This window comes from Variovorax brevis (assembly GCF_030317105.1).
Taxonomy (GTDB): domain Bacteria; phylum Pseudomonadota; class Gammaproteobacteria; order Burkholderiales; family Burkholderiaceae_C; genus Variovorax; species Variovorax brevis.
This window is the reverse complement of record NZ_JASZYG010000003.1, coordinates 182,220-195,751: the sequence shown is the minus strand read 5'-3', so window position 1 is coordinate 195,751 and position 13,532 is coordinate 182,220. Positions and strand designations below refer to the sequence as shown.

The 13,532-nt window shown below is 63.2% G+C and carries 10 protein-coding genes; 7 read left to right on the top strand and 3 right to left on the bottom strand.

The features are described from left to right. Positions 1-122: 122 nt before the first annotated feature. Positions 123-503, bottom strand: a complete 381-nt coding sequence (locus QTI66_RS09735; protein WP_286559295.1) for a cell envelope biogenesis protein TolA — start codon at positions 501-503, stop codon at positions 123-125. Positions 504-636: 133 nt separating this feature from the next. On the opposite strand from QTI66_RS09735, the gene icd reads away from it, so the two are divergent. From icd to sbcB, 5 genes are all read left to right on the top strand, one after another. Then, positions 637-1,896, top strand: a complete 1,260-nt coding sequence (gene icd, locus QTI66_RS09730) for an NADP-dependent isocitrate dehydrogenase (RefSeq protein WP_286559293.1) — start codon at positions 637-639, stop codon at positions 1,894-1,896. 275 nt (positions 1,897-2,171) lie between these two features. Further along, complete coding sequence (gene clpS / locus QTI66_RS09725; RefSeq protein ID WP_286559291.1) at positions 2,172-2,531, top strand: ATP-dependent Clp protease adapter ClpS; 360 nt, start codon at positions 2,172-2,174, stop codon at positions 2,529-2,531. A gap of 54 nt (positions 2,532-2,585) precedes the next feature. Next, positions 2,586-4,904 (top strand): ATP-dependent Clp protease ATP-binding subunit ClpA, encoded by a 2,319-nt coding sequence (clpA, locus tag QTI66_RS09720; RefSeq protein WP_286559290.1) that lies wholly within the window; start codon positions 2,586-2,588, stop codon positions 4,902-4,904. A gap of 83 nt (positions 4,905-4,987) precedes the next feature. Further along, positions 4,988-6,433 carry a cardiolipin synthase gene (gene cls / locus QTI66_RS09715; protein WP_286559289.1) on the top strand — a complete coding sequence of 482 codons (1,446 nt, stop codon included), beginning with the start codon at positions 4,988-4,990 and terminating at the stop codon, positions 6,431-6,433. A 20-nt stretch (positions 6,434-6,453) separates the two neighbouring features. Beyond that, on the top strand, positions 6,454-7,896 hold the full coding sequence (sbcB, locus tag QTI66_RS09710; protein ID WP_286559288.1) for an exodeoxyribonuclease I: 1,443 nt from the start codon (positions 6,454-6,456) through the stop codon (positions 7,894-7,896). 8 nt (positions 7,897-7,904) lie between these two features. On the opposite strand, the gene QTI66_RS09705 is transcribed toward sbcB, so the two are convergent. Beyond that, entirely contained in the window at positions 7,905-8,465 is a 561-nt protein-coding gene (locus QTI66_RS09705) for a peroxiredoxin (protein ID WP_286559287.1), read from the bottom strand. A 142-nt stretch (positions 8,466-8,607) separates the two neighbouring features. Here QTI66_RS09705 and QTI66_RS09700 point away from each other — a divergent pair, with 142 nt between their 5' ends. Continuing rightward, positions 8,608-10,089, top strand: coding sequence for a phospholipase D family protein (locus tag QTI66_RS09700; RefSeq protein WP_286559286.1), 1,482 nt, complete (start codon positions 8,608-8,610; stop codon positions 10,087-10,089). Positions 10,090-10,171: 82 nt separating this feature from the next. On the opposite strand, the gene QTI66_RS09695 is transcribed toward QTI66_RS09700, so the two are convergent. Continuing rightward, a complete protein-coding gene (locus QTI66_RS09695) occupies positions 10,172-12,676 on the bottom strand; it encodes a sodium-translocating pyrophosphatase (protein WP_286559285.1) in 2,505 nt (834 codons plus the stop codon). A 252-nt stretch (positions 12,677-12,928) separates the two neighbouring features. Between QTI66_RS09695 and ppa the strand changes: the two genes are divergently transcribed. Further along, positions 12,929-13,456: an inorganic diphosphatase gene (gene ppa, locus QTI66_RS09690; RefSeq protein WP_286559283.1), complete on the top strand. Its 528-nt coding sequence runs from the start codon at positions 12,929-12,931 to the stop codon at positions 13,454-13,456. The last annotated feature ends 76 nt before the right edge of the window (positions 13,457-13,532 follow it).

Here is a 13,532-nt window from a genome sequence, read left to right as displayed (position 1 = left end):
TTACATCGAAATTCGCGCGGAGTGGGCGCGCGGGATTTTGGTGTCGGCCACCCAGAAATTTCAAAGCCGAAATACAAAAAAAAGCGCCCTCAAGGGGGCGCTCTTTGTAAAGGCGATTCGAATTACTTCGCGCCAGGCATATCCGGGGTGCCGCCTTGGGTCGTCTTGCGCTTGCCCGGACGACGCTGGTCGCGCGTTTGCTTGCGAGCCTCGCCAGAAGCGGCGGCCTTGTCGCTGGACGTGACGGCGCTTTCAGTGGACAGCGGTGCGTCGCCTCCGGGACCCTTCACCTGTCCAGCCGGCTTGGAGGCCTTCTTGGCGTCGGCGCGTTCAGTTGCCTTGTTGGTGACATTGCCCTGTTCGGAGGACTGTCCGGCTGGGTTCTGGGCATAAGCGCCAACGGCGAAAAGGCCGGCGATCATCACTGCGAGTACTTTGCTCATCACATATTCCTCATTAGAAATGGTTTCGAAACGCCTCCCGGTGGGCAGAAGGTAGGTCAACAACGAGACCGTGACGGACTTGGTTGACAGTGCCTCTATCTCCGGTTGCGTCTAAAATTCTAAGGCTATTCGTTACCGGGCTGGGGTCATGTGTTGTCCCCAGCCATCACTTTTATCCGGAGCCTATCCCCTCATGTCCAGCTATCAGCACATCAAAGTCCCGACCGAAGGCCAAAAGATCTCGGTCAACGCCGACAACTCGCTCAATGTGCCGGATCAGCCGATCATTCCATATATCGAGGGAGACGGAACTGGCTTCGACATCACGCCGGTGATGCTCAAGGTGGTGGATGCAGCCGTCGCCAAGGCCTATGGCGGCAAGAAAAAGATCCACTGGATGGAAGTCTTCGCCGGTGAAAAGTCGACCAAGGTCTATGGCCCCGACGTGTGGCTCCCCGAGGAAACCCTGCATGCCGTGCGCGACTACGTGGTGTCGATCAAGGGCCCGCTGACGACGCCGGTCGGCGGCGGCATCCGTTCGCTGAACGTTGCGCTGCGCCAGGAACTCGATCTTTACGTTTGCCTGCGCCCGATCCAGTACTTCGAAGGCGTGCCCAGCCCGGTGAAGGAGCCGCACAAGACGAACATGGTCATCTTCCGCGAGAACTCGGAAGACATCTACGCCGGCATCGAGTTCGAAGCCGAAAGCGAAAAGGCCAAGAAGCTCATCAAGATCCTGCAGGCCGAATTCGGCGTCAAGAAGATCCGCTTCCCCAACACCTCGGGCATCGGCATCAAGCCGGTTTCGCGTGAGGGCACGGAGCGACTGGTGCGCAAGGCGATCCAGTACGCCATCGACAACGACAAGCCCAGCGTGACCATCGTCCACAAGGGCAACATCATGAAGTTCACCGAAGGTGGCTTCCGTGACTGGGCCTACGGCCTGGCCGCCAAGGAATTCGGCGCTGAACTCATCGACGGCGGCCCGTGGATGAAGTTCAAGAGCCCGAAGACGGGCAAGGAAATCACCGTCAAGGACAGCATCGCCGACGCCTTCCTGCAGCAGATCCTGCTGCGCCCCGCCGAGTACAGCGTGATCGCCACCCTGAACCTCAATGGCGACTACGTCTCGGACGCACTGGCCGCGCAGGTCGGCGGCATCGGCATTGCCCCGGGCGCCAACCTGAGCGATACGGTCGCGATGTTCGAAGCCACCCATGGCACGGCGCCCAAGTACGCGGGCAAAGACTACGTCAACCCCGGCTCCGAGATCCTCTCGGCTGAAATGATGCTGCGCCACATGGGCTGGAAGGAAGCCGCCGACCTGATCATCAGCTCGATGGAAAAGTCCATCGCCAGCAAGAAGGTGACCTACGACTTCGCTCGCCTGATGGAAGGCGCGACGCAGGTGAGCTGCTCCGGCTTCGGTCAGGTGATGATCGAGAACATGTGATGCCCCGGCCGGAACCTGAGTCCGGCCTGCCAAGCGCAAACTCCGACAAACCCCGGCGCCTCAAAACGCCGGGGTTTTTTCTTTCAGGCAGCAAAAACGCGTTTGCCCGTTGCGCGCCCGGTGGCGGCGCACATTTCGACCGGTGCACTGGAGGCTGGATCTTTTTTTGGTTCTCGTGTCGTCGTTCACATGAAGCGACACTTGATATGTCTGTAACGCGTCACCAATTCGTCCTCTTCAGGCACGGCCTGTGCGTGCTCGATAGAATGATTTTCATGGCTACCCGAATCCCTCCCGTCCCCAAGACACCGCCGCCTGCGAAGCCGGCGCGGGACGACGGCGACTCCGTCGTGATGGAGCGCCGTCCGCAGAAGACAGCACCGCCCCAGATGTACCAGGTGGTGATGCTGAACGACGACTACACCCCGATGGAGTTCGTCATCGTCGTCATCCAGGAATTCTTCAACAAGGACAGGGAAACTGCGACGCAAATCATGCTCAAGATCCACCTCGATGGCCGTGGTGTCTGCGGGGTCTATTCCCGCGACCTGGCGGCCACCAAGGTCAACCAGGTGATGGAGGCGGCCCACCAGGCGGGCCATCCGTTGCAGTGTGTGAGTGAGCCGGTTGAATAAGCTGGACAACCACCCATTTAGAAGATATTTACAGCAAGGCAAAAAGGAAATCACATGATTGCCCAGGAACTGGAAGTCAGCTTGCACATGGCCTTCGTCGAGGCCCGGCAACAACGCCACGAGTTCATCACCGTGGAGCACCTGCTGCTCGCTTTGCTGGACAACCCGAGCGCCGCGGAAGTTCTTCGTGCCTGCTCGGCCAACATCGACGATCTCCGTGCGTCACTCACCAACTTCATCAAGGACAACACGCCCCAGGTGGCGGGTACCGACGATGTCGACACACAGCCGACGCTGGGATTCCAGCGCGTGATCCAGCGCGCCATCATGCATGTGCAGTCCACCGGCAACGGCAAGAAGGAAGTCACCGGCGCCAACGTGCTGGTCGCGATCTTCGGCGAGAAGGATTCGCACGCCGTCTATTACCTGCACCAACAGGGTGTGACGCGCCTCGATGTGGTGAATTTCATCGCCCACGGCATCAAGAAGAGCGATCCGCCGGAGCCCGCCAAGGGCAATGAGGGCGGCGCCAGCGAGGGCGAGGAAGGCAACGGCGAGAAGAACGAGAAGTCTTCCCCGCTGGAGCAGTTCACGCAAAACCTCAACCAGCTTGCCAAGGAAGGCAAGATCGATCCGCTGATCGGCCGCGAGTACGAAGTCGAGCGCGTGATCCAGATCCTGTGCCGCCGGCGCAAGAACAACCCGCTGCTGGTGGGTGAGGCTGGCGTGGGCAAGACGGCCATCGCCGAAGGCCTGGCGTGGCGCATCACGCAGAACGAAGTGCCGGAAATCCTGGCGGAATCCAATGTCTACTCGCTGGACATGGGCGCGCTGCTGGCTGGTACCAAGTACCGCGGTGATTTCGAGCAGCGCTTGAAGGGCGTGCTCAAGTCGCTCAAGGACAAGCCGAACGCGATCCTGTTCATCGACGAAATCCACACCCTGATCGGTGCGGGTGCGGCGTCGGGCGGCACGCTTGACGCCTCCAACCTGCTCAAGCCTGCGCTGTCGAGCGGGCACCTGAAGTGCATCGGCGCGACGACCTTCACGGAATACCGTGGCATCTTCGAAAAAGACGCTGCGCTGTCGCGCCGCTTCCAGAAGGTCGATGTGGTGGAGCCCACCGTGGCGGAAACCATCGAGATCCTCAAGGGCCTGAAGTCGCGCTTCGAAGAGCATCACAGCGTGAAGTACGCCGCTGCCGCCCTGCAAGCCGCGGCCGAGCTGAGCGCCAAGTACATCAATGACCGTCACTTGCCCGACAAGGCAATCGACGTCATTGACGAAGCGGGTGCCGCCCAACGCATCCTGCCGCCCAACAAGCGCAAGAAGACCATCAGCAAGACCGAGGTCGAGGAAATCGTCGCGAAGATCGCGCGCATTCCCCCTGCCAACGTCAGCAACGACGATCGCGGCAAGCTGCAAACGCTGGAACGCGACCTCAAGAGCGTGGTGTTCGGCCAGGACAAGGCGCTGGAAGTGCTGGCCTCGGCCGTCAAGATGGCGCGTTCCGGACTGGGCAAGGGCGACAAGCCGATCGGCTCGTTCCTGTTCAGCGGGCCCACCGGCGTCGGCAAGACCGAAGCGGCGAAGCAGCTTGCCTACATCATGGGCATCGAGCTGATCCGCTTCGACATGTCGGAGTACATGGAGCGCCATGCCGTCAGCCGCCTGATCGGTGCGCCTCCGGGCTATGTCGGTTTCGACCAGGGTGGCCTGCTGACCGAGGCCGTCACGAAGAAGCCGCACGCGGTGCTGCTGCTCGACGAAATCGAGAAGGCGCATCCGGACATCTTCAACGTGCTGCTCCAGGTCATGGACCATGGCACGCTGACGGACAACAACGGACGCAAGGCCGACTTCCGCAACGTCATCATCATCATGACGACGAACGCGGGTGCCGAGACCATGAACAAGGCGACCATCGGCTTCACCAACCCGCGCCAGGCGGGCGACGAGATGGCCGACATCAAGCGCCTGTTCACACCGGAGTTCCGCAACCGCCTGGATGCCACGGTGAGCTTCAAGGCGCTGGACGAGCAGATCATCCTGCGCGTGGTCGACAAGTTCCTGCTGCAGCTGGAAACGCAGCTGGCCGAAAAGAAGGTGGAGGTCACCTTCACCGACGTGCTGCGCAAGCACCTGGCGAAGAAGGGCTTCGATCCGATGATGGGTGCACGCCCGATGCAGCGCCTGATCCAGGACACGATCCGTCGTGCGCTGGCAGACGAACTGCTCTTCGGTCGCCTCACCGAAGGCGGACGCCTGACGGTCGACCTCGACGACAAGGGCGAAGTCCTGCTGGACATCGTTCCGCTGCCGAAGAAGGAAGGCAAGTCCAAGCCTGAAGCGGAAGAAGCCGCGACCGGTTAAGCGCCGGGCAAGCGCCTCTCGGCGCGCTTCAAAAAGGCCGGTAGCATCGCTATCGGCCTTTTTTGTTCTGGACGAGCCCACCTTTGAACCTGCCCGAGATCAGCGCCCAATGGAAAACCGGCCTTTCGCTGGCCTGGAGCGCTTACATCGCGGTGTTGTCGGTGTGGATCGTGATGCAGAAGCGCGCGCCGGTGTCCACGCTCAGCTGGATCCTCTCGCTGGCGTTCATTCCTTTCGCCGGCTTCTTCATCTATTACTTCCTGGGTCCGCAACGGCTGGTCAAGCAGCGGCTCAAGCGCCTGCGCAGCCGCGCCGGTGCCATGGGGCCCGCCGACGTTCAGCAACTTCGGGAAGCCAGCGAAAAGGCGCCGCCTGCCCTGCGGCAACTGGCCGCGCTCGGGACCGCGGCCTGCGGCCTTCCGGTGTCGAACGCGACCGATGTGCAGATGCTTTCCGGCGGCGAGCGGACCTTCGACGCCATTTTCGAGGCGATACGCGAGGCGCGGCATCACGTTCATCTGGAGTACTACATCTTCGAACCGGACCAGATCGGCACGGCGCTGCGGGACCTGCTGATCGAGAAGGCGCGCGAGGGCGTTGCCGTGCGGCTGCTGCTCGACGCGCTGGGCTCCAAGCGCATCGGCCGGAAATTCATGGCGCCCATGCACGCCGCCGGCATCAAGGTGGCGCTGTTTCATGAAACGCGCATCGGGCGGCGGCTGCGGCCCGTCACCAACTACCGCACGCACCGGAAGATCGTGGTCTGCGATGGCCGCGTCGGCTTCACTGGCGGCGTGAACATCACCGACGCGGAGGATGCGCGCACGCGGCCCGACGCCTATCACGACGTGCACCTGCGCATCGAGGGAACGGCGGTGCGCTGGCTCCAGACGACCTTCATCGAAGACTGGCACTACGCCAGTGGCGAGGTGGCGCGCGAGATCAACGGTGCCTTGCCGTACTTCCTGCCGCGCGTCGATGCCGGCGACATCCCGGTGCAGATCGTGACCAGCGGGCCCGACAGTCCGCTGGAAGCCATCCACCGCATGCACGTTGCCGCCATTGCGTCGTCGACGCATCGTGCCTGGCTCACCACGCCGTATTTCGTGCCCGGTGAGCCGGCGCTGATGGCACTCACCAGCGCCGCCCTGCGCGGCGTCGACGTGCGGCTGCTGGTGCCGCGCCGCAGCGACTCGCTCATCGTCAGCGCCGCAGCGCGTTCCTATTTCGACGAACTGATCGCCGCGGGCGTCAAGGTGTGGGAATACAAGGCGCGCATGCTGCATTCGAAATCGCTGGTGGTCGACGACTCTTGCGCGATGATCGGCACCGCCAACTTCGACAATCGCAGCTTCCGGCTCAATTTCGAGGTGATGGCCGTCGTATATGGCCCGGCGCTTGCCAAGGCGCTGGCTGCCCAGTTCGAGACCGATCTGCACAGCGCCTCGGCCGTTCGTGCGCATCGCCAGCAGAAGTTCCTGCGGCGCCTGGGTGACTCCACGGCGCGGCTATTCTCTCCTTTGCTCTGATTTCAACTCGCTTCGCCCCAATGTCCGTTCAAACCTTCCTCTGGCACGACTACGAAACCTTCGGCGCCGTGCCGCGTCGCGACCGGCCGGCGCAATTTGCCGCCATTCGCACCGATGCGCAGTTGAACGAAGTGGGCGAGCCGCTCATGGTCTATTGCAAGCCGGCGCCCGACTTTCTTCCGAGCCCCGAGGCCTGCCTGATCACCGGCATCACGCCGCAGATCTGCCTTGAACGCGGCGTTCCCGAGCACGTGTTCGCAGCGCAGATCGAGCGCGCCTTCTCGCAGCCCGGCACCATTGGCGTCGGCTACAACACCATCCGCTTCGACGATGAGGTGACGAGGCACCTGTTCTGGCGCAACCTCATCGACCCCTATGCGCGCGAGTGGCAAAACGACTGCGGGCGCTGGGACCTGCTCGACGTGGTGCGCCTCACCTACGCCTTGCGGCCCGATGGCATCCAGTGGCCGAAGAAGGAAGACGGCACCGCCAGCTTCAAGCTGGAAGACCTCGCGCGTGCCAATGGTCTGGTCCACGAGGCGGCGCACGATGCCTTGTCGGACGTGCGCGCCACCATCGCGCTGGCACGGCTGATCCGCGACCGGCAACCCCGGCTTTTCGAATTTGCGTTCGGCCTGCACAAGAAGGACCGCGTCGCGGCCGAACTCGGCTTGCCGGCCACGCGCGCCACGGCGCGTCCCTTTCTCCATGCCTCGGGCATGTTTCCGGCCGAGCGCGGCTGCCTTGGCGTGATGTGGCCGCTGGCCAGTCATCCGACCAACCGGAACGAACTGATCGCCTGGGATCTCGCCCACGACCCGACCGAACTGGCGACGCTGGACACGGCCACCATCCGGCACCGCCTGTTCACGCGGACGGCCGACCTGCCGGAAGGCGTGGTACGGCTGCCTATCAAGAGCGTGCACCTCAACAAGTCGCCGATGGTCGTCGGCAACCTCAAGACCCTGAGCGCGCAGATGGCGGACCGCTGGCGCATCGACATGCCCGCTGCCATGCGGCACGCCGAGATCGCGGCCAGCCTGCCCGACATGAGCGCGATCTGGCCCGATGTGTTCGCCCGGCCCAAGGAGGCCACGCCCGACGTGGACGAGGACCTCTATGGCGGCTTCGTCGGCAACGGCGACCGGCGCCGGCTCGATCACCTTCGCGGCCTGTCCGCCGCCGACCTGGCGCTCGCGCGCTCGGGTTTCGACGATCCGCGGCTGGAGGAGTTGCTGTTTCGCTATCGGGCGCGCAACTACCCCGAAACGCTGGCGCCTGAAGAGGCTGAACGCTGGGAGTCGCATCGCGCCGCGCGATTGCTGGAAGGCGAGGGAGGGGCGCGCAACGTGGACGCCTTCTTCGCGGAAATCGACCTGCTCGCCGAAAACGCGGACGAACGCGCCGAGGGCATCCTGGGCGAGCTCTACGAATACGCCGAAGCGATCGCGCCGTCCGCGTAGTCAAGCAACTATTTCTTGTCGCGGTTCTGCGGCAGGTCCTTGACGGCGGCCAGCATCTTCTCGACGTGCTTGAACGGATTCAGGCTCTGGTAGAAAAAGGCGATTTGCCCATTGGGAGACACCACGTAGGAGATGCGGTTGGCGTAGTCCGGCCGCGTCTGCATCAAGGCGTCGAATGACTTGCTGATGTCCTTGGTGCTGTCGGAAGCCACCGGAAACTTGCCCTGGCAGGTCTGGCTGGAAAACTTGGACAGTGTTTCCATGTCATCGGTCGAGACGCCAATCACAGTGGTTCCCAAGGCTGCGAACTTCTCGATCGCCTCGGCAAAGGCGTGCGCCTCGATCGAGCAGCCCACGGAAAATGCCGCCGGAAAAAAATACACGACCACCGGGCCCTTGGCGAGCGCGTCGCCCAGCGAATAGGTGAATGGCTTGCCGTCCAGCGCCGCCGGGGCGTTGAACTTGGGCGCGGCTTCGCCGATGTCCAAGGCTGCAAAGGCAGGCAGGCTGAGCGCAAATGCAGGCATCATCGCCAGCGTCGCCAACCAATTGCGGAATGAGCTTGTCATGTTCAGTCTCTCGCGGAGTTTCGCCGGCATCTTATTGCGCTGCTTGCGTTCATGCAGGTTGCCCCGGTTCCCGGCCCGGGTGTCGACGGGGTTGGTTGCGCTGCTGCTGGCAGGATGCGGCGCCCTCCCGGCCAACAAGCAGATGGCGCCGACCCTGATGTTGCCCGTCGACCCCAACACCGCGCTCGCCAAAATTGTGCAAGCCTCCACGCCACCGGATGAGCATTCCGGCTTTCGCCTGATGCCACTGGGCGTGTATTCGCTGGACGCGCGCCTGGAGCTGGCCAAGCGTGCCCAGCGCTCGCTCGACGTGCAGTACTACGTCATTGAAAACGACGGCACCGGTCGACTGCTGCTGCGGGCCCTCAAGGAGGCGGCGCTGCGTGGCGTGCGCGTGCGACTCCTGGTCGATGACCTCTACACGGCCAAAAGCCAGCAACTGTTGCTCGCGCTGTCGACCACGCCCAATGTCGAGGTGCGCCTGTTCAATCCATTTTGCTGTGGCCGCGAAGAACTGAACAGCCGCTTCATCACCTCAGCCTTCGACATCGGCCGCCTCAATCACCGGATGCACAACAAGCTCTTCATTGCCGATGGCGTGATCGGCGTGGCGGGCGGCCGCAACATCGCGGACGAATACTTCACCCTGAACATCGCACAGAATTTCGTCGACATGGACGCCGTTTTCATGGGCAAGGTGGTGCCGCAGCTCGAGGGCATCTTCGACGACTACTGGAACAGCGAAGAGGTCTATCCCATCGCGGCGATCGTCAAGCCCACGCGCGGCCGCGCCGCCATGGCGAACGAGTTCGACAGCGAAGTGGCAATGGCTGCGCCGTCGCCCAAAGTCGATTTGCCGCCCACGGATGTGCTCGGCTACGGCCCCGTCGGCGAGGAACTGGACGCAGGCCGCATCGGCCTGATCTGGGGCCGAGCCAATGCGGTGGCCGACCCGCCCGCCAAGCTTCGCTCCATGACGCAGGACGAGGCCTTTGCCACCAGCGTGACGGCGCGCGTCTGGCAGCAATTGATGCTCGCGCAGAAGGAGGTCTACATGACCTCGCCCTACCTGGTTCCCGGACCGCGCGGAATGGCGGCGTTCGAGGAACTGCGCACGCGCGACGTCAAGGTCACCCTGCTGACCAACTCGCTTGCGGCCAACGATGAGCCACTGGTACATGGCGGCTATGCGCGATACAGGGAAGGCATGCTCAAGATCGGCGTCGACCTGTATGAGCTGAGCCCCGCCCGTACGACGAAGAACAAGCGCCTGGGCATGTTCGGCAATTCGCTCGGCCGCCTGCACGCCAAGACAGCAGTGATCGACAAGGAGAAGATCCTGATCGGCTCGGTCAATCTCGACCCGCGATCGGCAACGGCGAACACGGAGTTGGGCATCATGGTCGAGAGCCCGCCGCTGGCGCGCGAACTGCTGCGCGTCATCAACATCAGCAAGCTGGAAAGCGCCTACCGCTTGCGGCTGGTGCCGCCGAGCGACACCCTCCAGTGGCTCACCATGGACGAGGACAAGGAGATCGTCCTCACATCCGAGCCGGAATCGACATGGACCCAGCGGCTCTACAACAACATCTTCAGCCCATTGGTGCCCGAAGGGCTCCTGTAGCGGTGCTGATCATTGCCCCGCCGCGAACTGGCCGGGGTCGTAGAGCCACCAGCACGTCACGGCTGCGGTGGAGAGCACTGGTTTACTGCGCTTTCACTTCGACGCGACGCGCCTCGGCGGCTGGTCCGTCCGCCTTGGTCTGCTCGGGCTTGACCATGTCGATCTTGTCTTCCGGAACGCCTGCCGTCTTGAGCACGGCGCCGACGGCCATGGCCCGCTGCTTGGCGAGTTCGGCGTTCTTGGCCGCGTCGCCACTGGCATCGTGGAAGCCGCTGACCACCACGCGCGAGCCGCTTTGCACCGCTTTCACGATATCGGCCAGCGCTACGTCGCCGCCAGCCGGAACGTCGGCGCTTGCCGTGGCGAAGTAGAACTTGACCACGCCGCCCTCGGTCTTGATGGAGGCGCCGCTGTCAGCAACGGGGGCGGAAGTCGATGCTGCAGGCGCAGCGGCTGCGGGAGCTACCGCTGGCGCCGGCGCAGTGATGGCCGGTGGCGTCGGTGCCGCGGCCGCCGCATCGCCACCGTGAAACTTCACCACCAGCGGCACGATCAGCAAGGCCACGATGTTGATGATCTTGATGAGCGGATTGACTGCAGGGCCGGCCGTGTCCTTGTAGGGGTCGCCCACGGTGTCGCCCGTCACCGCGGCCTTGTGTGCTTCGCTGCCCTTGCCGCCGAAGTGCCCGTCCTCGATGTACTTCTTCGCGTTGTCCCATGCGCCGCCACCGGTACACATGGAGATCGCAACGAACAGGCCCGTGACGATCGTGCCCATCAGCAGGCCGCCGAGGGCCTTGGGGCCGAGCGCCAAGCCGACCACGATCGGCACCAGCACCGGCAGCAGCGAGGGGATCATCATTTCCTTGATCGCCGCGCCCGTCAGCATGCTCACCGCACGGCCGTATTCGGGCTTGCCGGTGCCTTCCATGATGCCGGGGATCTCGCGGAACTGGCGGCGCACTTCCTCGACCACGGCGCCGGCTGCGCGCCCGACGGCTTCCATGGCCATCGCCCCGAAGAGGTAGGGGATCAGGCCGCCGATGAACAGGCCCACGATCACGAGCGGGTCGGACAGGTTGAAGCTGATCGCGCTGCCGTAGCTTTCCAGCTTGTGCGTGTAGTCGGCAAAGAGCACCAGCGCTGCCAGGCCTGCAGAGCCGATCGCGTAGCCCTTGGTCACCGCCTTGGTCGTGTTGCCGACGGCGTCGAGCGGGTCGGTGATGTCACGCACCGACGCTGGCATTTCGCTCATCTCGGCAATGCCGCCCGCGTTGTCGGTGATGGGGCCGTAGGCGTCCAGTGCCACCACGATGCCCGCCATGCTCAGCATGGACGTTGCCGCGATGGCGATGCCGTAGAGACCAGCCAGCTGGTACGACGCAATGATCGCGATGCACACGAAGATCACGGGCCACGCGGTCGAGCGCATCGACACGCCAAGGCCCGCGATGATGTTGGTGCCGTGGCCCGTCGTGGAGGCCTTGGCCACGTGCTGCACCGGCGCGTATTGCGTGCCCGTGTAGTACTCGGTGATCCACACCAGCGCGGCCGTGAGTGCCAGGCCCACGAAGCAGGCGCCGAACAGGTGCAACTGGCTGCCGCTCGCGCGAATGGCGTTGTCGGGAATGAGCCAACTGGTGACGAACCAGAAGGCAATCAGCGACAGGACGCCCGCCACCGCCAGCCCCTTGTACAGCGCCGGCATCACGTTGATCATGCCCGGCGAGGCCTTCACGAAGAAGCAGCCGATGATCGAAGCGATGATCGACACGGCGCCCAATGCCAGCGGATACACCACCGCGTTGACCGGCGCCGCCGTCACCATCAGCGCGCCGAGCACCATGGTGGCGATCAGCGTCACGGCGTAGGTTTCGAACAGGTCGGCCGCCATGCCGGCGCAGTCGCCCACGTTGTCGCCCACGTTGTCCGCGATCACCGCCGGATTGCGCGGATCGTCCTCCGGAATGCCGGCCTCCACCTTGCCCACGAGGTCGGCGCCGACGTCAGCGCCCTTGGTGAAAATGCCGCCGCCCAGACGGGCGAAGATGGAAATCAGTGAAGAGCCAAAAGCAAAGCCGATCAGCGGGTCCAGAACCTTCGCCAGCCCGTGCTCGCCGGCGACGTCGGCGCCAGACGCCAGGAACCAGTAGAACAGCGTGACGCCCAGCAGCCCCAGTCCCACCACGAGCATGCCGGTGATGGCGCCCCCGCGAAATGCCACATCCAGCGCCGGGCCAATGCCCTTGGTGGCGGCCTGCGCCGTGCGGACGTTTGCGCGCACCGAAACGTTCATCCCGATGAAGCCGCAGGCGCCCGAAAGCACCGCACCCACGACGAAACCGATGGCCGTGGTCAGGTGCAGGAACACTGCGATCAGGATGGCCAGAACAACGCCGACGATGGCGATCGTTCTGTATTGCTTGGCCAGATAGGCTGCGGCGCCGGTCTGGATCGCCGCAGCGATCTCCTGCATTCGCGCGTTGCCTGCGTCTTGAGAAAGTATCCAACTGCGCGCCCAGATGCCGTACGCGACGGCCACGAGGCCGCACACGATGGCGAGGACGAGAGGGGTGTTACCTGTCATGCCTAGCTTCTCCAGTAGATCGTTATGACTGCTGTGGAGACGAAGGCTGGTATTCCAGTGCGCAACGCGTACGGGGTCAGAGCCTTCGCCGCGTTGCTTCCTCGAAGCCGCCCGTCGTAAACAGGCGACCGATTGGCCAACGGGAGCAATTTACAGGCAAAAAACACATTTCGTGTGAAAGCGGGGTGACGCGGAAAGTAAACTTCGGGTTTGTCCGCACCTCCATAAAACTTTTTACTACTCAGCAAGACAATGGCCTTCGACAAAGTTTCTCCGGGAAAAAACGTCCCCGATTCCTTCAACGTCGTCATCGAGATCCCGATGAACGCGGATCCGGTCAAGTACGAAGTCGACAAGGATTCGGGCGCGATTTTTGTTGACCGCTTCATGACGACCGCCATGCACTACCCGGCCAACTACGGCTACGTGCCGCAGACGCTGTCCGGCGATGGCGATCCGGTCGATGTGCTGGTCATTGCGCCGTATCCGCTCATGCCTGGCGTGGTCTGCCCCTGCCGTCCCCTGGGCATCCTCATGATGGAAGACGAAGCGGGCATCGACGGCAAGGTGCTTGCCGTGCCGACTGACAAAGTGCTGCCCATCTACACGCACTGGAAGACGGTGGAAGACGTCAATTCGATGCGCCTGAAAAGCATCGCCCACTTCTTCGAGCACTACAAGGACCTGGAAGCCGGCAAATGGGTCAAGGTGCTGGGCTGGAAGGGTATCGAAGAAGCAAAGAAGGAAATCACCGACGGTATCGCGGCGTACAAGAAGTAAGTCGTTCCGCCCTCGGCAAGCATGCCCCGCAGGCCTCGGCCGCGGGGCATTTTTCATGGCTTCCTTCGTCTTGCCG